This is a genomic window from Clostridium sp. AM25-23AC (genome assembly GCF_003435125.1).
In the GTDB taxonomy this organism is placed as follows: Bacteria; Bacillota; Clostridia; order Lachnospirales; family Lachnospiraceae; genus Pilosibacter; species Pilosibacter fragilis.
Genome location: NZ_QWGI01000028.1, coordinates 1 through 21,709 on the forward strand (window position 1 = coordinate 1; position 21,709 = coordinate 21,709).

Below are 21,709 nucleotides of genomic sequence, written 5' to 3' on the forward strand. Positions count from 1 at the left end.
TTCTAAAACAGAATGGTGACCGCTGAGCTCCGTAAAATGCAAGAAAACTAGGTTGCAGGAATGGGGACTTTCGAATTGGCCAGTATATGAGAAAAAGAGAGTGAAAGTCTCAGATTCGGAGGAAATTGGATCAATTAAGGCAGGAGAACTCGTGGAAGATATACGGAAGAAAAGGGGAGAGTTTGAAAAAAGAAATCCAGTGAAGCTGGGCGAAAAAGTTAATGTGAATAATACAGACCAGCAGAACTTAAGCAGCGAAAGATTTCAAAGTTCAATAAGGTGTGCTGGCAAAGCAGATGATAAGAAAAATCTGTTAGACAGAGAGCGTGAAATCATAGCCAAAGTGCACATTATTGTGTACGAGAACCGGGTGTACTTTTACAATGATCGCACTTATCAGATCATCCATACCCCAGAAGAACTGATGAGTATGGTCAGAGAACGGGTCAGGTATGATGCGTTCGGATGTACAACAACAGATCTGTTCAGACACTTGCTAAAGTTTATGCAATCAGATAAAACCAGAATACCGGAGAATTGTGAGGAACGCATTGCTGAAGGGCAGTATTATGTCGTTTTTCGAAATGGAGTACTGGATTTACGGACCCTTAAACTGCATAAGCATTCATCGGAGTATCTGACTTTCTACGAACTTCAAACCAATTGGACAGAAGATCGAGATGCACCAACATTCCGAAAGTTCCTGGAGACTTCAAGCGACGGAGACGGCGAAACAAAAGAAAGAATAATGGAAGCGATGGGATATATGCTTACCGCGCTAAATTACGGAAAATGCTTTTTCGTGATGGGAAATGCGCCAAACAGCGGGAAGAGTACGATAGGAAAACTGTTGATTAAACTATTGGGAGAAGATCTAACGATAACTAGATCGATAAATCAGTTAGGAGGAAGATTTGGACTTGCAGACATAGAAGGAAAAATTCTGAATCTCTGTATGGATCTTCCCAATGGCAAAATTCCCAGAGAAACGGTCTCTGAAATCAAGTGCATTACTGGTGGGGATAAAGTAACCATCGAAGGAAAATTTAGAGACTATACACAGATCCACAGTAATATGAAATTCCTTTTTGCGAGCAATTTTCCTGTAGTTGTAGCAAAAGAAGAGGATGATGATTCTTTTTGGGATCGCATGGTAATTGTTCCATTCTTATATAGTGTGACAAGAAAACAGGCAGATTTGAATCTAATATCTGAGCTCATTCGGGAGAAAGAACAAATTATTTCACTGTGCTTAAAAAGAGTATCAAAACTAATCCGAAATAACTTTATGTTTTCTCCTTGTTGTGTGGCTGACAGACTGAAGGAAAACTGGAGATATTGCATGTTTGACGGTAGCGGAACGGCTCAACAATTTATGGAAAGCTGTTTAGCGATAACTGGAAATGACAAAGATTACATATACACTTCGGAAGTGTATGAGGGCTATCGGAAATTTTGTGCCAACTATGGGTTTGACCCGTTGCCTCAGAATACATTGATCCAGTGGATTTGTGCGAATGAACAGAGCTGTGTAAAGAGACGATATCATGAAACAGGGAAAAATGCAATGTCTGCAATCAGAGGAGTTACGTGGAAAAATGAAGGAGGAAATTGTCATGTCTACTAAGAGGTTATTATCGATCCCAGAGTTTCAAGAATATGCAGGCGGAATTGGAAGAAATACTGCATTGCGTTTAGCACGGGATGCAGAGGTGAGAGTTAAGATAGGCTCTCGCCTGTTGATCAACATCGATAAGTTTGATTTGTGGGTGGAAGAAAATTCAAAGTAAGGAGGAAGAAGAGCGGGTTTCAAAAGAGAGACCCGCTCGGCGTGTTTTATGGCATACGATCAGAAAGGAAAAAAGTTGCCCAAAGGCATAGTTCAAAGAAAAGACGGATTGTATATGGGAAGGTTCCAGTATGAAGGGGAGACATATCCTGCAATCTATGATCCGAATTTAAAGGTCGTAGAGAAAAAACTGGAAGATCTACGTTATGAAGTAACACATGGAATGTATAGAACGCCAAGCAAAATCACAGTGCAGGGATGGTTTGATGAATGGATTGAAAAGTACAAAAAACCCAGAGTAAAGGCAGGAACGATAGAAAATTATACGAATAATTATAATGGTCAGATCAAACCGATAATAGGAAAAAAACGGTTGACCAGTGTTCGTATAGAGCATATAGAAAAAATTTACAACGTGATGTCGAACAAAGGTCTTGCTAAGGGGACTATTAAAATTGTAGCTGCGATTTTATCCGGGATGTTTAAGCAAGCCGTAAAATTGGGAATGTTAAAAGAGAATGTAGTGGCATTATCTACGCTGTCTAATGGAAAGGAGAGAAAAGAAAAAGTGGTATTAAGTATGGAACAGCAGAAGGCATTTTTAGAATATGCGAAAGAGCATAGTCCCTTCTATGAATTATATCAGTTGGCCTTGTGTACTGGAATGAGGAACGGAGAAGTCAGAGGCCTGACATGGGCAGACATAGACTTTGAAAAGAGGGAAGTTCATGTAACAGGAACCATCAAATACATAAAAAGTCATGGTCATTACAGGGATACACCTAAGACAAAGACATCGAGAAGAACAATTCCGATGCTGGGAGTATGTTGTGATATGCTAATACGCCAAAGAGAAAAACAGGAAGAGACAAAAAAGTTAGCTGGAGCGTTGTGAAAACCATTGGAAGGGCTAGAAGATCTCGTATTTACGACGAATGAAGGAAGACCAGTAACTCGTGATAGAGTAACTGCTGATTTAAAACGATGCATGAAAAATATGCAGGAAGAGGGAATTGATATTCCAGTATTTACATTTCACACATTACGGCATACGTTTGCTACACGCGGCTTAGAGTGTGGAATTGAACTTAAGAGCATGCAGTGTATTTTGGGACACGCAACATTTTCAATGACTGCTGATTTATATTCGCATGTGTTACCAGATACGAAAGTAAAGGAGATGGAGAAAATGGAACAGATTTTTGAAAAGGAAGCATAAGTTGCTAAAAGTATTGCGATTGCTGTTGAAAGATGGTATAATCTATGGGCTTAAAGGGAATCTTGGTTGCATGGTCAAATGTGTGCTGACTCAGAAAGTTCACGGAAAATGAGGCAATAAAAACAGAAACTGTGTAAAAATTGTGTAACAGGCATTTTACTTTAGCAAACAGTGAATCCCCAAGGTCGCAAAAAGCCTTTATTTATAAGGAAATTTGTAGCAATGACCGGTGTGTTCGAGACCTTCCACACCTAAAACAAAACTAAAGGAGAAACTGAATATGAAAAACAACGCAACAAACAGCCCGGTACTGACACTTGTATACGGGGCGGCTATCGCGGCGATCTATGTGGTGCTGACGATGGTGTTCCTGCCGATCAGCTTTGGACCGATCCAGTTTCGGATCTCTGAGCTTCTCTGCGTACTTCCGTACTTTACCCCGGCGGCAATTCCGGGACTCTTTATCGGATGCCTGCTGGCCAACTTCCTTGGCGGCGCGGCGGCTCTCGATGTGATCTTTGGAAGTATTGCGACTCTGATCGGTGCGGTAGGTTCTTACCTGCTCCGGAAAAACCGTTACCTGGTATCTGTTCCGCCGATCCTCGCGAACATGATCATTGTTCCGTGGGTGCTCCGCTTCGCATACGGTTCTGAGGACATGATCTGGTTTTCCACGATCACAGTCGGAATCGGAGAGATCCTGGCTATCGGTATTCTCGGACAGATCCTGTTATCCGTTCTGATCCGGTATCAGCATGTGATTTTTGGAAAAGCTGCAGCGTAAAATTAGTGATCCCGTATCTGTTGGATGAAAAATCCAGTAGATGCGGGATTTTTTATGGAACAGGAAATTTCGAGAAATTCCCTGTTCCATAAAAAGGCACTAACGTGCCAAAGATGCGCACTCGCGCGAAGATGTAGATTGTCGCAAGTGACCGCGCGAGGGGCTGTGAAAAAACATAGCCTATAAAAAAGAAGGGCCAAATGATTTCTCATTTTTTCACACGCCCCTTTTATATAGAAAGTGCTGCACAGAAAAGAAAAGATCTGCGTGAATTTCGCCTCATGTTAATTTTTCCTCGAGGATAGATTTTCTTTAATTTTTGTGATATCATGTGTAAAAGACTGTGTATATTTAAACACATATTTTATACGTGCTTAAATGTATACAGTGTAAAACATTTAAAATAGAGATCAAACATCCGAAAGGAGACAACGATGTATCATATCGATTTTAATAAACCAGAACACATTCACTTTATCGGAATCGGCGGAATCAGCATGAGCGGACTGGCTGAGATCCTGCTGGAGAGAGGATTCACAGTAAGCGGCTCCGATGCCCATGAATCCGAGCTCACCGATAAGCTCACCGCCCACGGCGCAAAGGTCGTCTACGGGCAGCGGGCGGAGAACATTACTGACGATATCGACGCTGTTGTATATACAGCGGCAGTCCACCCGGATAACCCGGAGTACGCGGCGGCAGCGGCGAAGAATCTGCCGATCCTTTCCAGAGCAGAGCTTCTCGGACAGCTCATGAAAAACTATGAGAAATCCATCGCCATATCCGGTACCCACGGAAAGACAACGACGACCTCCATGCTGACGGAGATCCTTATGGACGAGAAGAAGAACCCGACGATCTCTGTCGGCGGAATGCTGGACTCTATCGGCGGCAACATCCGTGTCGGCGGTCCGGAGCTCTTCGTGACAGAGGCCTGTGAGTATACAAACAGCTTCCTGTCCTTCTTCCCGAACATGGAGATCATATTAAATATAGAAGCAGATCACCTCGATTTCTTCAAAGACATCGAAGATATCCGCCATTCTTTCCGCAAATTTGCGGAGCTTCTTCCGGAAAACGGCATCCTGATCATCAACAGCGATATCCACGACTATAAGGAGATCTGTGACGGACTTCCGATCAAGGTGATCACCGTCGGAAGTGATCCGGCAAAGAGCCACTACAGCGCCTCGGATGTGACATTCAACGAGAATGCCTGCGCGACATACACTCTCTTAGAAGACGGAAAAGCAATTGATACAATTACTCTGGGCGTTCCGGGAATTCACAATGTATACAATTCCCTGGCGGCCATCGCGGCGGCTCATGAGCTGGGAATCCGCGGCGAGGGGGTCAGGAACGGACTCTTAAAATTTACGGGCACACACCGCAGATTCGAGAAAAAAGGCATGATCGGCGGTGTGACCGTCATTGATGACTACGCGCATCATCCGCAGGAGATCGCGGCAACTCTGGCAGCGGCGAAAAATTACCCACACCGTGAGATCTGGTGCGTCTTCCAGCCGCATACATATACGAGAACCAAGGCGCTGATGGAGGACTTTGCGAAGGCGTTATCCACAGCGGACCATGTTGTTCTCGCGGACATCTATGCAGCCCGGGAGACGGACAATCTGGGAATCAGCTCTGAGACATTGGCGGAAAAGATCGCTGCGCTGGGGACGGATACCCACTATTTCCCGAGTTTCGATGCGATCGAGACATTTCTTCTTGAAAATTGCGTCAACGGCGACCTGTTGATAACTATGGGGGCCGGAGATATTGTAAAAGTGGGCGAAAAGCTCCTTGGACAGTAAGTTATCCACATTATCCACAGAGTTTTCAACAGAATCCTGTTGAATACCCTGTGGATTTTTTGATTTACATAACTGTAAATTTGAAAATGCCGGAAAGTAGGGAAAAATAAGGAAAAACGGGAATTTTTCGAGTTTTATTGATAATTATGTAACGCATTTATCCACGTTATCCACATTATCCACAATCAGCGCAGTGGATAATTCCGGCTATTTCATTTTTTGTGGGGGTATGTTATGATATTTCAAGATGAGAAGAGATAACGAGTGTGCCGGAAAGTGCGGTGCTGCCCGGAAAACTGAAAATGTGAGACGTAAGTGGCCGATGGAGAGAACGACCGATAGGGCAGAAGGCGGATATATCAGGCAGATTTGAAATGGAACGTGAACATAAAGGGTGAAAAAAGAATGGGTTTAGGCTACAAAAACAACATAAATGCGGCAGTGACCGCCGTTTCCAATACATTTATTGACGAATACATGGGGACAGCCAGCGGAGAATATGTAAAGGTGTACTTATATCTTCTGCGCCACGCCGGGGAAAGTGTGGAGATCCCGGATATCGCGGACGCTTTGAACCACACAGAGGCAGATGTCCGCCGTGCCCTGGCATACTGGGAGCGCGCCGGTGTGCTTGCACCGGAGAAAGAGGAAACGGTGGTGAGTGAATCTGCGGTTACGAGAGAAAACATGACAGACACCGGATACATGGCACCGGAATCACGGAGAAATTACGGGGATACTGATGTGGAGGGAAGAATGCCGGAAGAGACTATGGCGGACAACGGAAAACAGCCGCAGAGCAGCGACCGCGGCATGGCGAAGCAGCAATCCGGAACCCCGGATATCCCGGACGCCGGCAACAGCTACGACCGAATGAAGCGTCTGTCGGCAGATGAAGAATTCTCTGCTCTCCTCTACGCGGTCCAACAGTATCTCGGAAAGACGTTCAGCGCCATCGAGTGCGAGAAATTCGCCTATTTCTATGACGTTCTCCACATGTCCTGCGAGCTTCTGGAATACCTGGCGGAATACTGCGCCGAGGGCGGCCACACCAGCATCCGTTACATAGAAAAAGTGGCGCTGAACTGGTATCAGGCCGGGATCCATACCCGCGACGAGGCGAGAGAGCACTCCACGAGATACTCAAAAGACACCTCCGCAGTCATGAAAGCCTTCGGCATCATGGGCCGGAACGCCGGAACCGCGGAGCAGGAGTTTATGCGCCGCTGGTTCAAAGAGTTCGGCTTTGACGCTGCGATCGTCACGGAGGCATGCAACAGGACGCTCACAGCCACGGGAGCGGCGAGCTTCCCATATGCCGACAAGATCCTCACAGGCTGGAAGGAAAACGGCGTGCGGACCTTACAGGACGTTGAGGCCTTAGATAAACTTCGTCAGGAGAAACAGGCGAAAAAATCCGGCGCGGCATCGAGACAGACCCGGAACACATCGACAAACCGGTTCAACAACTTTGAACAGCGGTCCTACAATTACGATGATTATGTCTGGGATGACATAAAGAACAGAAAATAACGGTCAGTCGGTCCGCACCTTGATGCATGGACCGCAAGAGTTACTGTGTACGGGGAATAAGTTCTCTGAATGGAAACTCGTAAAAAATACAGGAAAAAAGGAGGCAGTGCGGATGGCACTCAGTAATTCCCAGTACGACGCGATCATGCGTGTCTACAATCAGAGACAGTTTCAGGACAAGCGCGAGCAGGATAAGCGGATCGCGGAAGTGTACGAGAAAGTTCCACAGGTAGAGGCACTGTCCGACGAGATTGCGGCGACTATGGCTCAGGCGGCGAGAAAGATCCTCGCCGGTAACCGCACGGCAGCGGATCAGTTGAAAAAAGACGCGGAATTTTTAAAAGAGCAGAAAGCGGTCTACTTAAAACAGAACGGATACCCAACAAACTATCTGGAACTCCAGTATGTCTGCCCGGACTGTAAGGATACGGGATACACGGACGGAAAAAAATGCCACTGCTTCAAGCACATGGAGATCGAGATCCTGTACGACCAGTCGAATATCCGCGAAGTTCTGGAACGGGAGAATTTCGACACACTTTCCATGGCATACTACGACAGGGATCATGTGGACGAAAAGACAGGGATGACCGTTTACGACTATATGTCCAGGGTGATCAGGGAATGTAGGGAATATGTGGAAAACTTCAAAAATGAGAAAGGAAGTATCCTGTTCACCGGAAATACTGGCTGTGGAAAGACATTTCTGAGCAACTGTATTGCGCGGGAGCTGATCCGAAGATATTTTTCTGTGGTCTATCTCACGGCAACGGATATGTTCGACATTCTGGCAGGAAGCCGTTTCAATGGAGGCGATGACGATGAGGCGAAGGACCGGGCGTCCTATATTCTGGATTGTGACCTTCTGATCATCGACGACCTTGGAACTGAATTGATCAATACATTCACGGCATCCCAGATGTTTTACTGTGTCAATGAGCGGCTGAACCGAAATAAGGGAACGATCATCTCCACAAACCTGACACTTGGCGAGCTTCAGGACGCGTTCACGGAGCGCGTGACCTCAAGGATCATGAGCCGGTATAAGATCATACCATTGATCGGGGATGACCTCCGTCTCGTGCGCAGAGGATTTATGCGCAGAGGATAATAAAACGTGCCGGGATAGCCGGAGAAAAAAGGAAAATCTCGTCGGAGACGGCCGGAAATCCGGTTGACGGGGCGGGTGGATGGTGCTATAAATGAAATGTATGTACGCTGCAAAAATGGGGAACCGGGTAAATGCCGTGAAGAACAGGCAGCCCGGAGAGCGGCGGATAAAAATATCAAATAATGAGTAGAAAAAACAGGGAGGAACAGGAATGCTGTACGAAGAAAAGCAGATTGAGACAATACCGGTTGGACCTTTAGGTCTGATTCCGCTGAAAAGCTGTGAGGATCTGGGTAAAAAGGTAGATGCCTGGCTGGTCGAGTGGAGAAAAGAAAGAGAGAGCGAGCATAAGACCACGATCGCTTTTGCTGGATACCAGAAAGATTCCTATATTATCGGCGCAAAGACTCCGCGTTTCGGCTCTGGTGAGGCAAAGGGAGAGCTGACAGAGTCTGTCCGCGGTGATGACCTCTATATTATGGTAGATGTCTGCAATTATAACATGACATACACGATGAACGGCTTAAAGAACCACATGTCTCCGGATGACCACTATCAGGATTTAAAGCGTGTGATCGCAGCCGTAGGCGGAAAGGGCAGAAGGATCAATGTGATCATGCCGTTCCTCTATGAGAGCCGCCAGCACAAGAGAACGGGCCGTGAGTCCTTAGACTGCGCGATGGCGCTCCGCGAGCTCGTCGACATGGGCGTTGAGAACATCATTACGTTCGATGCGCATGATCCGCGCGTCCAGAATGCGATCCCATTAAAGGGCTTTGAGACGGTACAGCCGATCTACCAGTTTATCAAATACCTGTTAAAGAACGAGAAGGAGCTTGAGATCGACAGTGACCACATGATGGTCATCAGCCCGGATGAAGGCGGTATGGGACGCGCAGTCTTCTTCGCAAATGTTCTCGGACTGGATCTCGGTATGTTCTACAAGAGACGTGATTACACAAAGATCATCAACGGCCGCAACCCGATCGTTGCCCATGAGTTCCTCGGCGCAAGCGTGGAGGGCAAGGACGTGATCATCGTTGACGATATGATCTCCTCCGGCGAGAGCATGCTCGACACCGCAAAAGAGTTAAAGAGAATGAAGGCAAGAAAGGTCTTCATCTGCACGACATTCGGTCTCTTTACAGGCGGATTAAAGAAATTTGATGAGTACTACGAGAATGGCATCATCGACCGCGTCCTGACGACGAACCTTGTTTATCAGACACCGGAGCTGCTCTCAAAACCGTACTATATCAATGTTGATATGAGTAAGTACATTGCTCTTATCATCGACAACTTAAACCACGACGCATCCTTGAGCGATCTCTTAAACCCGACAGGAAGGATCAACCGCCTGTTGGCGAAGTACCGCGCCGGGGAGAGATAAGAATATTGGCAGTGAACGAACCGCAGTGAATTAGAAATTATGTGACCATATAAGAATGCCTGTCCTTTACCGGAAATTTTCCGGAGAAGGACAGGCACTTCTTTATTTCTGGGACTCTTATGAAAGATTCAGCTTTCATCATAGTGACATTGCGATGAGATATGGTACTTTTTGATCTTATATTGCAGGTAGCGCCTTGAGATGTCAGGATATTCGGCTGTTTTGGCCCGATAACCGGAACAGTATTGGAAACAGGAGATACTGAAAATCCCTTGGAAAATGAAGTGGGAAAAAACATTAGACTAGTTCACGAATCACCCGTGCTACGAGTGTACGGGAAAGAAGGACTGGTTTTTGGGTCAGAGCCTGGATGCGCTCCTTCATTTCGATGGTGTATCCGATGCAGTCTAAAAGGATCAGATCTGTATCGGCGGGGATCTCCTTTGCAGCTGCAAAAACAGCGAGAGGATCACCGTATGGGGATACAGAGGTCACGTGGAGAGAGTCACAGCAGTCTTTCCATTTTCCGGGCATCTGTGCCTCCTGCTCCTTTGTAGGAATGATGACAGACAGATTTTTCACGCCGATGGCCGGGATCAGTCCCTTTAAAATATGGTCAGGGAAGATCAGGGGGACATTAGAGCGAAATTCAGCCGGAAATTCTCCGGTGCAGAGGAAAAGGATCAGGGAAACACCCTGCTGTTCGAGATCGTCAATGCAAAGCTGCAGGCGGGGAAGAATGTAGGATTCTCCGAATGTCGCTGAGGTTCCGTCTGTAAGTCTCGACACAAGGACATTTTCACCGGGACGCGGAACAAACTTTGCGATCTCTTCCTTTGAAAGTCCGTCCAGAGCTCCGGCCTGAATGATCTCAACCGAGTCTCCGAGGATGGGCTGGATCTCAGGAATCAGGTCAACTCTGGGAGACTGGCCGACAGTAATCGCGCCGATTTTTTTCATAGTGACACCCCTTTCAGAATCATTGGTTTGAGGGCTGCCTGTGGCAGTCCACAGGTACATGATACCTTTACTTAGATATCATCAATATATCACATCTGCAGCCTCAAAGCCAGATAAACATTGTGCTTCCCATCTATCAATCCACATTTTTCGTATATTTCTGTCTCTTCCGGACGAACGTTGACGGTGTCATTCCGAGGCTCTCTGCAGCCTCACGGACATTTCCATATTTCTCGTAGGCGTGATTGATATATTCAAGCTCCAGCTCTTCCATAGCGGTTTTCAGGTCCTTTACAGGGTCGAGGACTCTGGACTTTGTCTCCGGGCGATCTTCTACTGTGAATAAGTGGAGAGCATCGGGACCGATCTCATCCTCGTTGCTGATGATGACAGCCCGCTCAATAATGTTTCTGAGCTCACGGATATTTCCGGGCCAGCTGTAGTCCTGCATCATCTTGGCGGAAAGAGGGGAGAGGTATTTTTTAAAATCATATTTTCGGTTTAAAGTCTGTAAAAAGAGCTGCGCCAATGGAAGAATGTCATCCGGACGTTCCCTGAGCGGCGGGATATGGACCGGGAAGATCATCAGACGGTAATAGAGATCCTGGCGGAACGTCTTCTGTTTTACCATCTCCTCGAGATCACGGTTTGTAGCGGCAAGGACCCGGACATCCACTTTTACCGGCTTTCTTCCGCCGATCCGCTCAAATTCCTGCTCCTGTAAGACGCGCAGAAGTTTTACCTGCATATCGAGGGGCAGTTCTCCTACCTCGTCGAGGAAAATCGTTCCGGTGTTCGCTAGCTCGAACAGACCCATTTTTCCATTTTTGTCAGCTCCCGTGAATGCACCTTTTTCATATCCAAATAACTCACTTTCTACCAGATTGGCAGGGATCGCGCCACAGTTTACTTTGATAAATGGTTTATTTTTTCTGGCGCTGTGCTGATAAATATATTTCGCAAAGACTTCTTTTCCGACTCCGGTTTCACCGAACAGGATCACGGTTGTATCAAGGGGCGCTACCCGGTCGATCATGGACAGGACCTTTTCGGTTCTGGAGTCCTCCACCACCATACTGCATTGATTCCGGTGGCTCGTTCGGATTCTTAAAAGCTCTTCCCTCAGGAGATTTCCCTCGGTTTTCAGATGTGTGGCCTCTTCCTTCAGGTGGTAGAGCTCAGTGATGTCGCGCACGTTCGTGATCACCAGAACGATTTCATTCTTATTGTTAAAGATTGGACTGCTTGTGATAAGCGCCCGTTTTCCGGTCTTAAATTCCTGCTGGATCGTGATCGGCCGCTTCTGATCCATCGCCATCAGCGTTCCGGAAGCGGAGATCGTTCCATTTTTTACAAGCTCCCTCATGTTGACGCCTAATACCTCGGACACCTTCAGTCCGGAGATCGTAAGATAGGAGCGGTTTACTTTCAAAGTATTTGCCTGACCGTCCGTGATGTAGATCCCGTCAAAGGAATGTTCAATTACAGTGTCCAGCAGTTCATTGCTAAACACTGCTTCATTTGTTTTTGTATATCCCATATGTAATGCCCCTACCTAATTTGATCAGTATTGATTTGAAAATTCCAACCTTCATTGTACCATATTGTTAAATAAATATCTATACAGAAACTCATGGCAGTTCTTTAAAAAAGTAACTGAGCATGTTCTTAGCATGGTCTTTACACTCCGAAAACTATGTGTTGACTGATGCGTGTTTGAGGGTATGACAACACAAAACCGGCAGACCTGTGGGTGGTCTGCCGGGAAAAGGGGGTATTGGAGGTTATTTCAATATTTCAACTATAAAAGGAGATTTTATTCTGTCTGTGTGTTTAATGCTTTTTCCGGAACCTCAACGCTCTTGAAATGTCCGTAGATCAGAACGTAGAGGATAACGCCGACTGCGAGTCCCCAGCTTGCGCCTTTGATTGCGAGAACAGCTGCCATAACACCGGCGAGTCCGCGCTCGGAATCTGTGTGGATCATACTAAGCCCGATCTGGCAGCAGACAAAGCCCTGCACGATAAGAGTCAGAGACAAAGCTGCCGGAAGGATCGGCTGTACAAAAGATGCAACCGGAACAAGGGCAACACAGATAAAGGTGGACCAACGGAATGTACCGACTCCGCTGAAAATGGAATCCATTGCTTTTCTGCCATCCTTGTAACGTTCGGATACAGCAGCAGTAACGGCTGCCCAGAGCGGACCGCAAAGGCTCGGATACGGGCAGATAAACGCCTGAATGATGTTTCTGATCGCGCTGATGATGTTGGAACGGTTCGCGTTGAAGTCGATATGCTCATCGGTACGGACTTCCTCAGCACTGCGGATCAGCTGCTCGCTGGAAACGAAATCGCCAAAAGCGATGATGTAAACGGCAATGGCGGTCGGGATAACAGAAATGATCTTTCCGATGCTCGGGAAACCGATCGCGAACGGGCTTAAGGTATTCCAGATGATCGCGAAATCCGGAATCTTGATAATTGAACCAAGAACCAGATTCGGTGCCGGAAGCTCACCGGAGAGAGGTCCTACGATCACGGCTACGATGACCGCCGGCAGCATGCCGAAGTTGCCGACCATGTACCAGAGTTTATTTTTTGCCTTCATCTTCTTAAATAAAAGAGAGAAGAGAAGGAAGTATGCAAAGATGGAACCGACGAGAACGGTTACCGGATAAAGACCGGCACGTCCGCCTGCTTTGAATTCACCCATGATCGCAGAGAAGCCTGCGCCGAGGAGAATTCCGGATTTGATCGCATTCGGGATCGCACCGATGATCCTACTTGCAAGACCGGTGATTCCCATGAAGAGGAAGATCAGTCCGACAACGAGCTGCAAGGCGATCATGGTCTGTACACGCTCAGGTCCCTGCTCTGTGAGCGTTAAAAATGCAGTTACAAGGGGAATTGCCGGTGTGATCCATCCCGGTACAACTGGATCTCCTAATAAAGAGTGGAGATTGTAGAAGAAACCGTTGATGATGACCATGCTCCATGCGACTTCGTAAGGAACACCTAAGAGCTCCTGAAGAACCGGAATCGCACCGAGACAGGTCGCACACATTAAGATCGCCTGGAGACATTCGGAAATTTCCCAGCGATAATGGATAAACGGGATCCGGATCTTAAATGGACCGGCCGGAATAAAGGGCTGTTCTTTGCCATTTTCACGATGTAAGGCCATATGTGTAACTCCTATCATACATTATGGAAGTGCAGTCCCGTACTGGAAGACGATCAGAAACTGAAAGGCCGGTACAGGACTGATGGTTCATCCTGCCGTATCCCGAGGGCACCGGACTAACGGCAGGGAGTTCGCCGTTTACTCATAGGAACAGTGGAACCGCTCCTCGTAAACTTTCTTTAATTCGTCGCGGAAATTCGGGTGGGCGATCTCGATCAGAGCATGCGCACGCTGTTTTAAGGTCTTTCCGGATAATTTTGCTATACCATATTCCGTGATGACGTAATCCACGTCATTTCTGGAGGTTGTAACGGCTGCGCCTTCGTCAAGCAGCGGAACGATCTTGGAAACGGTTCCCTTCGCGGCTGTGGACGGGAAGGCGAGAATGGAACGGCCATTCTTTGCCATGGCAGCACCGCGGACGAAATCTACCTGACCTCCGACACCGGAGATCTGGGTATATCCGATAGTCTCGGAAGCGGCCTGTCCCATCAGGTCGATCTGGACGCAGGAGTTGATGGAGACAATGTTGTCTTCCTTCATGACAACGACCGGATTGTTTACATAATCAACCGGATACATCTCAACATCCGGATTGTTGTTGACGAAATCGTAAAGTCTCTTTGTACCCATTAAGAAGTTTGCGACAAACTTGCCGACATGGGTCTTTTTCTTTGTGTTCGTGATAACACCTTTTTCAACCAGTTCCACAACGCCGTCGGAGAACATCTCAGAGTGGATGCCGAGGTCTTTCTTTTCTGTTAAGAAGAGAAGAACAGCGTCCGGAATTGCGCCGATCCCAAGCTGAAGGGTATCACCGTCATGGATCAGGGATGCGCAGTTTGCGCCGATGGCGCGCTCCACATCGCCGATCTTCGGCGGAGCGAGTTCAATGATCGGGGCATCATGCTCCACGATCGCGGCAATATTTGCGTCTGATGCATTGATGCAGCTGTCACCGCCGGTTCTCGGGAGCTCATGGTTTACCTGAACGATTACGCTTTTTGCGGCTCTTGCTGCAGGAAGTGTGTAGTCGATGGAAATTCCGAGACTCATGTTTCCGTTTTCATCCGGCGGAGTAGCCTGAACGAGCGCTACATCGACCGGGAGACTTCCGTTTGTAAATAATGATGGAATGCGGTAGAAGAAGCACGGAGTATAGTCACCGCGGCCCTCTGCGACTGCTTTTCTTGTAGTGCCGCCAACGAAAAGAGCGTTGTGGCGGAAATGGGATTCCATTCCCGGCTGTGCATAACCGGCTTTTCCCATAGCGACCATGTGGACGATCTCTACATCGTGGTAGCTTTCAGCATTTGCAACCATTGCGTCTACCAGATAGGACGGCTCTGCGCAGGCATGACCGATCACAACGCGGTTGCCGGATTTAATAAGCTCCACTGCCTTTTCGGCAGTGGTGAGCTTAGATTTATATTCGTTTTCCCAACTCATGGAAGATACCTCCCGTTATTATTCTGTGATTTTTGCGATATCTTTCGCAAGTTTCTTCTTCATTGCGAGGTTGCCCTGACGGGAGATCATGATTCTCTGTGCCTGCGGGGAACCTGCGCCGTGCATGGATTCTGTGCGGTATCCGACAGCGGCTGCGCCAAGAGTCAGGTTCTCGATGAGTCTCATGATGCGGAGACGGTTTTCTGTGGAAACAGCGTTTACACCGCGGAAATATTTGTCAACATACTTGCCCAGGAACGGATCCTTTAAGTCTTTCTCGGACGGTGCGGTAACCATAAGACCACCGGCGATATCCTCTGCAAGACGAGCGATCTCGTACGGGAATCTTGTAACATTCTGTTTGCAGACGTTTGCGAGAAGAAGGTCGATCAGGTAGTTGCCGGATTTTGTCGGACGGCCCTCTGCGGAGCATGCGATACCACAGCAGTAAAGGGTCTCATTTAAGTGAGTCATCTCAATGAGCTTGTCCTTGATATGGGATGCCTTCTGAGCACCGTTGAAGTCTGCGGCAACGGCAGCAGCACCGATCAGGACATCACCGACACCAACCTTACATCCGCCGTAGGATTGTCTGTGGTAGCCTGCGAAACGCTCAACCAGAACACCTGCGAACTCATTCTCGCCGTTTAAGAAGATACGGTCATTCGGTACGAATACATCATCGAAGATTACGAGAGCCTCTGTTCCGCCGAACTGGGAGTTTCCTACATCGATCTCGCTGCCTTCAAGCTTTCTTGTATCACAGGACTGACGGCCGACGATCATGAAGATGCCCTTTGCGTCTGTCGGAACTGCGAATGCAACTGCGTAGTCCTTGTCGTCCTCGCCCATCGCCTGTGTCGGCATTACGATAACCTCGTGAGAGTTTACGAAACCTGTCTGGTGAGCTTTCGCGCCGCGGACAACGATTCCGTCCGGTCTTCTCTCAACGACTCTTAAGTAAAGATCCGGATCTGCCTGTAAGTGCGGCGGAAGGGAACGGTCACCCTTCGGGTCTGTCATAGCGCCGTCAACGGTGTAGTCATGCTCCTGAACGTACTGGAGGAATTTCTTGAAGTTCTCATGGTAATGTGTTCCGTACTTTTCATCTGTCTCATAGGTTGTGCTGTAAACGGCGTTGAACGCGTCCATGCCGACACAGCGCTGGAAACAGGCTGCGGTCTTCTGTCCACAGAGTCTCTGCATTTTAACCTTCTTGATCAGGTCATCGGTGCTCTGATGGATATGTGTGAAACGGTTGATGGTCTCACCTGTAAGAATGGATTTTGCTGTCATTAAGTCTGCGTACTCCGGATCCTGAGCCAGATCGTAGGTTGCTTTTACAGAGTTTAAGGACGGACGGAGGATCGGATCGTCAACTGGATTTTCGATCTTCTTACCAAACATATAAACCTGAAGATTCAATTTTCTCATGCTCTCTACATACTGTTCGCCTGTCATTAATGCCATAACACATGTTCCCTTCGCAGCCATTTTCGTTGCGGCTGCATCCTTTCCTGATAAGTTTTTGTGAGTAGCTGCTATACATCCGAAGGACTTCTGGTTTGCAGGTCCTTTTTGGAATTCATAAGCTCTTGTGTTCCGTTTTCGGAACTGACCTACTATAAAGCAATCCATGTGCCAAAGTTACAAAAACGGGAGGGAGATTTTTGGGAAATTTATTTTTTTCGGGAGATAGCCAGAAAGAATATATTAAGGAAGAAAAGAATGACAGGAAATAAAAATAAAAAAAGAAATGAAATATGATCGAACAGAATCCTAACGGAAGTAACCGGAGATCCGGGACCAGAACAGGGATTTTCTCACCGATTTCCGGAAAAATCTGTTGCATAAATGAAATAAATTGTCATTTGTTGCAAAAACGCAACAGAAAGGCACCGGGATATGGAATGAGAATCACTGAGATAAAGAAAACTGGAATATGGCACGCGGATGAAAGGCCTGAAAACCGGGCAGTTCGTGGACGGACGATCCGGTTCCCTGAGAACCGGGGTGATTGGCATAAAAATTGCTCATAACTAAGGACAAAGAATTCGGAGCGCTGTGTGTGTTCCGGATTCGGAACAACGAAAAAGACCCCGGTCTTTCGAGGGCAGATCAGGAGGTATCACAATGATAGAAAGAATCGATGAAGTATTGGAAAAGAAGGTCCGTCCGGCGCTGTTATCCCATGAGGGCGACGTGCAGATCGTAGAGTACGCAGATGGAGTTTTAAAGATCCGCCTGACCGGACACTGTTCCGGATGTCCGTCAGCGAGACTGACAACGGAGGAACTGATTGCGGCAGAGGTCCAGAAAGAGATCCCGGAGGTGAAGGAGGTTGTTCTCGTCAATGAGATCAGCCCGGAGCTTCTGGATTTCGCGAGAAAGCTTCTGAACCATAACCATGAAGCGCAGGAACGCATATGAGGATCGGCATCAAATACTGTGGCGGCTGCAATCCTGTATACAACAGGGGACGGCAGGTAAAACGCCTGCAGGAACAATATCCGGAACATGAGTTTGACTTTGCAGCCGGGGACATGAAAGAATGCGAGATCGGACTTGTTGTCTGCGGCTGCGTCCGGGCCTGTGCGTCAGTGGATGGGCTTGCACCAAAGAAAAAGCTGTTTCTTCTCCCGACGGAGCGAAGTTTTTCTGAGGTAAAGACGTATCTGGAGCAGGACAGGGAAGCGAAAAAGAATGCGGAAGTTAACGGCAGAAAAGACGAGGTGCTGGAAGAAGAGACAGACAGTAGAATCCATGTTCACATCGGTGACACGGCAGAGGTTACAAAGACTTTTTTTAAGGATGACGTGGACAAGTTTGCAGCGCTCACCGGAGATTACAGCAGACTTCACACGGATGCGGAATTCGCGAAAAAAACGCCTTACGGAAAGCCGGTGGTTCACGGTGTTCTGGCGGCAAGCCTGATCTCAACGGTGATGGGCACGAAGCTTCCGGGTGAGGGGACTGTCTTTATCGAAGAGCAGGTGCGGTTTTTGAAGCCTGTTTTTTACGGGGATATGATCACCGCAAAGGTGACATTTACAGCCTGTAAGGAACGGGAGGACGGTTACATCGGGACGTTTTCCGGAGTGTGTGAAAACCAGGATCATGAGACGGTGGTATGGGCAGAATGCAGACAGTTCATGTCGAAGGAGCTGTTTTTATGTAATTAGGAAATTCCGAGGAATTCCCTGTTACACAAAAGGCACAATCTTTTTGATGCAATGAGACAAGAGATATTTCATGGCAGAGATCAAAAATATAAAGAATCAAGCGAGGGCAAATACAATGACAAATCTTGAAAAATACAACAAAATTTTTATCGGAATGTTTCACAAGACAGAGGAGGAGCTTCCGGGCTTAAAGTACCGCGGAATTCCGCTCTGGGATTCGATCGGACATATGGATCTCGTAGGGGAGCTGGAAGAGGCGTTTGATATTCATATGGATACGCCGGATGTTCTGGACTTCACGTCCTATGAAAAGGGAAAAGAAGTTCTTGGGCGCTACGGGGTAACGATTGAATAATCCATATCCGGACCGGATCTTCCGGATCGTGGAACCGGTGACGGAGAGCAACTGCTATGTGATCCGGGAAGAGGACAAATGCATGATCATCGATCCGAACGATTTTACAGCGATCCGGGAACTGCTGCAGAAATTGGGCCTGATGCCAGGGCTGGTCCTTCTGACCCATGAACATTGTGACCACATCGGCGGATTAAATGAACTCCGGAGGACATATCCGGTGACAGTGGCGGCAACGGAAGCCTGCAGCGCGGGAATCGGGAACCAGACGAGAAATATGTCCCGCATGATGGAGACATTTTTGTACTTTAAAAGCGGGGAAAAGAAATTTGTACATTATCCGCCGTTTCAGTGCCGGAAGGCGGATCTGACATTTACGGACCAGATCTGTTGCAAATTTGCAACAAGGCAGCTGGAGCTGATCCCGCTTCCGGGGCATACCCCCGGGAGTATGGTGATCCGATATGACGGATGTATCTTTTGCGGGGACTATCTTCTTCCTGGGGACAGGGTCGTTACGAGGCTGCCGGGAGGAGATGGGGACGCATATGAAAAATATGCGAAACCCTGGCTGAAAACGATTCCGGATGGGACATGGATCTTTCCGGGACACGGAGAGCCGTTCCGGATGAACAGGGAGGTGAGGGAATTTCATGAATTATGAAGAGCTTTTAAAACGCGGCCCCTATGAGCTGGGAGCGGAGGAGAAGAAAAAAATCTACGCGGATATGCTCAGTGAGCTGACAGACAGCCACAGAAACCGGTGCCTGATCTATGACCGGTGCTGCAGTGCGCTGGGGGATGTGTCGGGAAGCCAACGGAGAGAAGAAGAAATTCCCATGGTTCCGGTATCCATGTTTAAGGAGATGGAGCTTCGAAGCGTTCCCACAGGAGCTGTGTTTAAGACGGTGACCTCTTCTGGGACTACGGGACAGAAGACCTCAAAGATAGTTCTGGATGAGCGGACCGCAGCCTGGCAGCAGCAGACACTGCAGCGGATCATGGCCGATTTTATCGGGGAAAAGCGGATTCCGATGCTGATCATCGACGCGCCGAATGTCCTGCGGGACCGGGCGCTGTTTTCCGCGAGGGGAGCCGGGATTCTGGGATTTTCGATCTTCGGGTCAAAACGCTGTTACGCGCTGAAGGAAGATATGTCTCTGGATCTTGAGACTGTGGAGGCATTTCTTGAGAAGGCTGGTGACGGACCGGTCCTTGTGTTTGGGTTTACCTATATGGTCTGTAAATATTTTTATGAGCCGTTGAAAAGATCGGGTCACAGGCTTCATCTGGAACATGGTTTCCTGATCCATGGCGGCGGCTGGAAGAAGCTGGCGAAGGAGGCGGTGTCCGCAGAGAAATTCCGGGACGGACTCCGGGAAGTCTGCGGGATCCTCGATGTGCGGAATTATTACGGAATGGCGGAGCAGACCGGCTGCATCTACATGGAATGCGAGTGCGGTCATCTGCATGTGAGCAGCTATTCGGATGTTCTGATCCGAAATATGGAAGACTTTTCCTGTTGCAAAAATGGAACAGAGGGCGTGATCCAGGTCCTGACACCGATGGCTTGGTCCTATCCGGGCCATTCGGTGCTGACGGAAGATAAGGGCATGATCGTTGGAGAGGATGACTGCCCATGCGGAAGAAAAGGAAAATATATTAAGATCACGGGCAGGATCCCAAAGGCGGAAATCCGGGGCTGCAGCGATACGTTTGAGACAGGAAAAGAGCTTCGTGGGGAGAATGAGGCGGTCACTCTTTTAGCAGGTGAGATGGAGATCACATCAGTACCGGAAATCCCGTTTGAGGAGACCACCATGGAGTTTCTATCGGCACTCTCAGAGCGGATCCGGGAACTTCCGAGAATGTTGTCCGGAGAGGAAATGCGTTCTCTCGGATTCTGGCTCAGGCGTTCCAACCTCGAAAGCTATAAAAAGCGGTATGAAAACAGTGGTTTCCGGCTTGGGCTGGGACAAACATTTCATATTGCGCCGTCGAATGTTCCGCTTCTGTTTGTATACACGATGGCAATCGGATTTCTGGCAGGAAATTCCTGCCGGGTGCGGGTGTCGGCGCGAAGAAACACGGAAAGCGAAAAGGTCTGTGAGCTGATCGATGAGCTTTTGGGACTGCCGGAATTTCAAGCTCTGAAACGACGGATCTCCATCGTCACATACGGGAGGGAAAACCGGGAGGCAACGGAGAAATTCAGCAGAGAGTGTGACGGCCGGGTGATCTGGGGCGGTGATATGACTGTGGAAGAGATCCGGAAGATTCCGATCGGCCCGTCAGCGTCGGAGGTCGTCTTTCCGGATCGCGCGTCCATAGCTGTGTTTGACGCGGATGCCGTTCTTGCCCTGTCGGAAGAGGGGCTGGCAGAGACGGCAATGCGTTTTTACAACGATACCTTCAGCATGGATCAGAACGCCTGCGCGTGTCCTCGGGCAGTATTCTGGAGGGAGAGCTGTCTAAAGACGGGAGAAGTGGCGGCCGGGCGATTCTGGCAGGCACTTGCCCAGACTGCGAAGCGGTATGGGCTCACAGAGCACAAGGTCAGCGTGAAATATGGTGATCTGTGGGAGCTGGCAGCAGGCGGGGCGCGGATCGTGAAGGTCAGAAAATTCGAGAACAGACTTTATGTCACGGAAATGAAGGATATCCCCGGAACAGCCTCGGAACAAAGGATGCGGTTTGGAAGCTTTCTGGAATATCATATGAAAAACGGAGAAGAATGGATCTCTGCCGTGTCCGAAAAAACACAGGCCCTGGTGTATTTCGGCGTGGAGAAGCAGGAACTCCGTGAATGTGTTCTGCATCACAGGCTTCGCGGTACCCATCAGATCGTCCCTGTGGGGCAGACACTATGGATGGATCTGGTTTGGGACGGAAAGGACATGATCCAACTTCTGTCCCGGACGATCCGGTAGGGC

Annotated in this window: 17 protein-coding genes and 1 pseudogene; 13 read left to right on the plus strand and 5 right to left on the minus strand. The window is 48.2% G+C overall.

Annotated elements, in window-relative coordinates; all coding sequences use genetic code 11:
• Nucleotides 1-52: 52 nt before the first annotated feature.
• From DW677_RS14390 to DW677_RS14430, 8 genes and pseudogenes are all read left to right on the plus strand, one after another.
• Nucleotides 53-1,627: a DNA primase family protein gene (locus tag DW677_RS14390; RefSeq protein ID WP_147324969.1), complete on the plus strand. Its 1,575-nt coding sequence runs from the start codon at nucleotides 53-55 to the stop codon at nucleotides 1,625-1,627.
• Nucleotides 1,617-1,790: a DUF6462 family protein gene (locus tag DW677_RS14395; RefSeq protein WP_117468959.1), complete on the plus strand. Its 174-nt coding sequence runs from the start codon at nucleotides 1,617-1,619 to the stop codon at nucleotides 1,788-1,790. Before DW677_RS14390 ends, DW677_RS14395 begins: the two co-directional genes overlap by 11 nt.
• Nucleotides 1,791-2,012: 222 nt before the next feature.
• Nucleotides 2,013-3,008 (plus strand): annotated as a pseudogene (locus DW677_RS18855) (tyrosine-type recombinase/integrase).
• Between the two features lie 280 nt (nucleotides 3,009-3,288).
• Complete coding sequence (locus tag DW677_RS14410) at nucleotides 3,289-3,792, plus strand: QueT transporter family protein (RefSeq protein ID WP_015552939.1); 504 nt, start codon at nucleotides 3,289-3,291, stop codon at nucleotides 3,790-3,792.
• A 434-nt stretch (nucleotides 3,793-4,226) separates the two neighbouring features.
• Complete coding sequence (gene murC / locus DW677_RS14415) at nucleotides 4,227-5,609, plus strand: UDP-N-acetylmuramate--L-alanine ligase (protein ID WP_117567672.1); 1,383 nt, start codon at nucleotides 4,227-4,229, stop codon at nucleotides 5,607-5,609.
• A 405-nt stretch (nucleotides 5,610-6,014) separates the two neighbouring features.
• Nucleotides 6,015-7,142, plus strand: a complete 1,128-nt coding sequence (locus tag DW677_RS14420; RefSeq protein WP_117483599.1) for a DnaD domain protein — start codon at nucleotides 6,015-6,017, stop codon at nucleotides 7,140-7,142.
• A gap of 112 nt (nucleotides 7,143-7,254) precedes the next feature.
• Nucleotides 7,255-8,253 carry an ATP-binding protein gene (locus DW677_RS14425; protein ID WP_117483561.1) on the plus strand — a complete coding sequence of 333 codons (999 nt, stop codon included), beginning with the start codon at nucleotides 7,255-7,257 and terminating at the stop codon, nucleotides 8,251-8,253.
• A gap of 211 nt (nucleotides 8,254-8,464) precedes the next feature.
• Nucleotides 8,465-9,643 (plus strand): ribose-phosphate pyrophosphokinase, encoded by a 1,179-nt coding sequence (locus tag DW677_RS14430; RefSeq protein ID WP_117483560.1) that lies wholly within the window; start codon nucleotides 8,465-8,467, stop codon nucleotides 9,641-9,643.
• A gap of 297 nt (nucleotides 9,644-9,940) precedes the next feature.
• Here the strand turns inward: DW677_RS14430 and DW677_RS14435 are convergent, their stop codons facing one another.
• From DW677_RS14435 to DW677_RS14455, 5 genes are all read right to left on the minus strand, one after another.
• Complete coding sequence (locus DW677_RS14435) at nucleotides 9,941-10,603, minus strand: AroM family protein (protein ID WP_117468963.1); 663 nt, start codon at nucleotides 10,601-10,603, stop codon at nucleotides 9,941-9,943.
• 136 nt (nucleotides 10,604-10,739) lie between these two features.
• Complete coding sequence (locus DW677_RS14440) at nucleotides 10,740-12,143, minus strand: sigma 54-interacting transcriptional regulator (RefSeq protein WP_117483558.1); 1,404 nt, start codon at nucleotides 12,141-12,143, stop codon at nucleotides 10,740-10,742.
• Between the two features lie 276 nt (nucleotides 12,144-12,419).
• Nucleotides 12,420-13,790 (minus strand): hypothetical protein, encoded by a 1,371-nt coding sequence (locus DW677_RS14445; RefSeq protein WP_117567673.1) that lies wholly within the window; start codon nucleotides 13,788-13,790, stop codon nucleotides 12,420-12,422.
• Between the two features lie 138 nt (nucleotides 13,791-13,928).
• Complete coding sequence (locus DW677_RS14450; RefSeq protein WP_117551907.1) at nucleotides 13,929-15,239, minus strand: acetyl-CoA hydrolase/transferase C-terminal domain-containing protein; 1,311 nt, start codon at nucleotides 15,237-15,239, stop codon at nucleotides 13,929-13,931.
• Between the two features lie 18 nt (nucleotides 15,240-15,257).
• Complete coding sequence (locus tag DW677_RS14455) at nucleotides 15,258-16,709, minus strand: 4-hydroxyphenylacetate 3-hydroxylase family protein (protein ID WP_117552002.1); 1,452 nt, start codon at nucleotides 16,707-16,709, stop codon at nucleotides 15,258-15,260.
• A gap of 663 nt (nucleotides 16,710-17,372) precedes the next feature.
• Between DW677_RS14455 and DW677_RS14460 the strand changes: the two genes are divergently transcribed.
• The 5 genes from DW677_RS14460 to DW677_RS18375 all read left to right on the plus strand — a co-directional run bounded on the left by DW677_RS14460 (nucleotide 17,373) and on the right by DW677_RS18375 (nucleotide 21,706).
• Nucleotides 17,373-17,669, plus strand: a complete 297-nt coding sequence (locus DW677_RS14460) for a NifU family protein (protein ID WP_117468968.1) — start codon at nucleotides 17,373-17,375, stop codon at nucleotides 17,667-17,669.
• Nucleotides 17,666-18,421, plus strand: a complete 756-nt coding sequence (locus tag DW677_RS14465) for a MaoC family dehydratase (RefSeq protein WP_117567674.1) — start codon at nucleotides 17,666-17,668, stop codon at nucleotides 18,419-18,421. Before DW677_RS14460 ends, DW677_RS14465 begins: the two co-directional genes overlap by 4 nt.
• Nucleotides 18,422-18,491: 70 nt before the next feature.
• Entirely contained in the window at nucleotides 18,492-18,776 is a 285-nt protein-coding gene (locus DW677_RS14470; protein WP_347465563.1) for an acyl carrier protein, read from the plus strand.
• Nucleotides 18,769-19,440 carry an MBL fold metallo-hydrolase gene (locus DW677_RS14475; protein WP_117567675.1) on the plus strand — a complete coding sequence of 224 codons (672 nt, stop codon included), beginning with the start codon at nucleotides 18,769-18,771 and terminating at the stop codon, nucleotides 19,438-19,440. The genes DW677_RS14470 and DW677_RS14475 overlap by 8 nt, the downstream gene beginning before the upstream one ends.
• Nucleotides 19,430-21,706 (plus strand): acyl-CoA reductase, encoded by a 2,277-nt coding sequence (locus DW677_RS18375; protein WP_181968369.1) that lies wholly within the window; start codon nucleotides 19,430-19,432, stop codon nucleotides 21,704-21,706. The genes DW677_RS14475 and DW677_RS18375 overlap by 11 nt, the downstream gene beginning before the upstream one ends.
• Nucleotides 21,707-21,709 lie beyond the last annotated feature (3 nt).

What these genes read in the sequence shown, in the direction of transcription:
- DW677_RS14395 (WP_117468959.1), top strand. Translation starts at nt 1,617, where the DNA reads ATGTCTACTAAGAGGTTATTATCGATCCCAGAGTTTCAAGAATATGCA.
- DW677_RS14410 (WP_015552939.1), top strand. Translation starts at nt 3,289, where the DNA reads ATGAAAAACAACGCAACAAACAGCCCGGTACTGACACTTGTATACGGG.
- murC (WP_117567672.1), top strand. Translation starts at nt 4,227, where the DNA reads ATGTATCATATCGATTTTAATAAACCAGAACACATTCACTTTATCGGA.
- DW677_RS14420 (WP_117483599.1), top strand. Translation starts at nt 6,015, where the DNA reads ATGGGTTTAGGCTACAAAAACAACATAAATGCGGCAGTGACCGCCGTT.
- DW677_RS14425 (WP_117483561.1), top strand. Translation starts at nt 7,255, where the DNA reads ATGGCACTCAGTAATTCCCAGTACGACGCGATCATGCGTGTCTACAAT.
- DW677_RS14430 (WP_117483560.1), top strand. Translation starts at nt 8,465, where the DNA reads ATGCTGTACGAAGAAAAGCAGATTGAGACAATACCGGTTGGACCTTTA.
- DW677_RS14435 (WP_117468963.1), bottom strand. Translation starts at nt 10,603, where the DNA reads ATGAAAAAAATCGGCGCGATTACTGTCGGCCAGTCTCCCAGAGTTGAC.
- DW677_RS14440 (WP_117483558.1), bottom strand. Translation starts at nt 12,143, where the DNA reads ATGGGATATACAAAAACAAATGAAGCAGTGTTTAGCAATGAACTGCTG.
- DW677_RS14445 (WP_117567673.1), bottom strand. Translation starts at nt 13,790, where the DNA reads ATGGCCTTACATCGTGAAAATGGCAAAGAACAGCCCTTTATTCCGGCC.
- DW677_RS14450 (WP_117551907.1), bottom strand. Translation starts at nt 15,239, where the DNA reads ATGAGTTGGGAAAACGAATATAAATCTAAGCTCACCACTGCCGAAAAG.
- DW677_RS14455 (WP_117552002.1), bottom strand. Translation starts at nt 16,709, where the DNA reads ATGGCATTAATGACAGGCGAACAGTATGTAGAGAGCATGAGAAAATTG.
- DW677_RS14460 (WP_117468968.1), top strand. Translation starts at nt 17,373, where the DNA reads ATGATAGAAAGAATCGATGAAGTATTGGAAAAGAAGGTCCGTCCGGCG.
- DW677_RS14465 (WP_117567674.1), top strand. Translation starts at nt 17,666, where the DNA reads ATGAGGATCGGCATCAAATACTGTGGCGGCTGCAATCCTGTATACAAC.
- DW677_RS14470 (WP_347465563.1), top strand. Translation starts at nt 18,492, where the DNA reads ATGGCAGAGATCAAAAATATAAAGAATCAAGCGAGGGCAAATACAATG.
- DW677_RS18375 (WP_181968369.1), top strand. Translation starts at nt 19,430, where the DNA reads ATGAATTATGAAGAGCTTTTAAAACGCGGCCCCTATGAGCTGGGAGCG.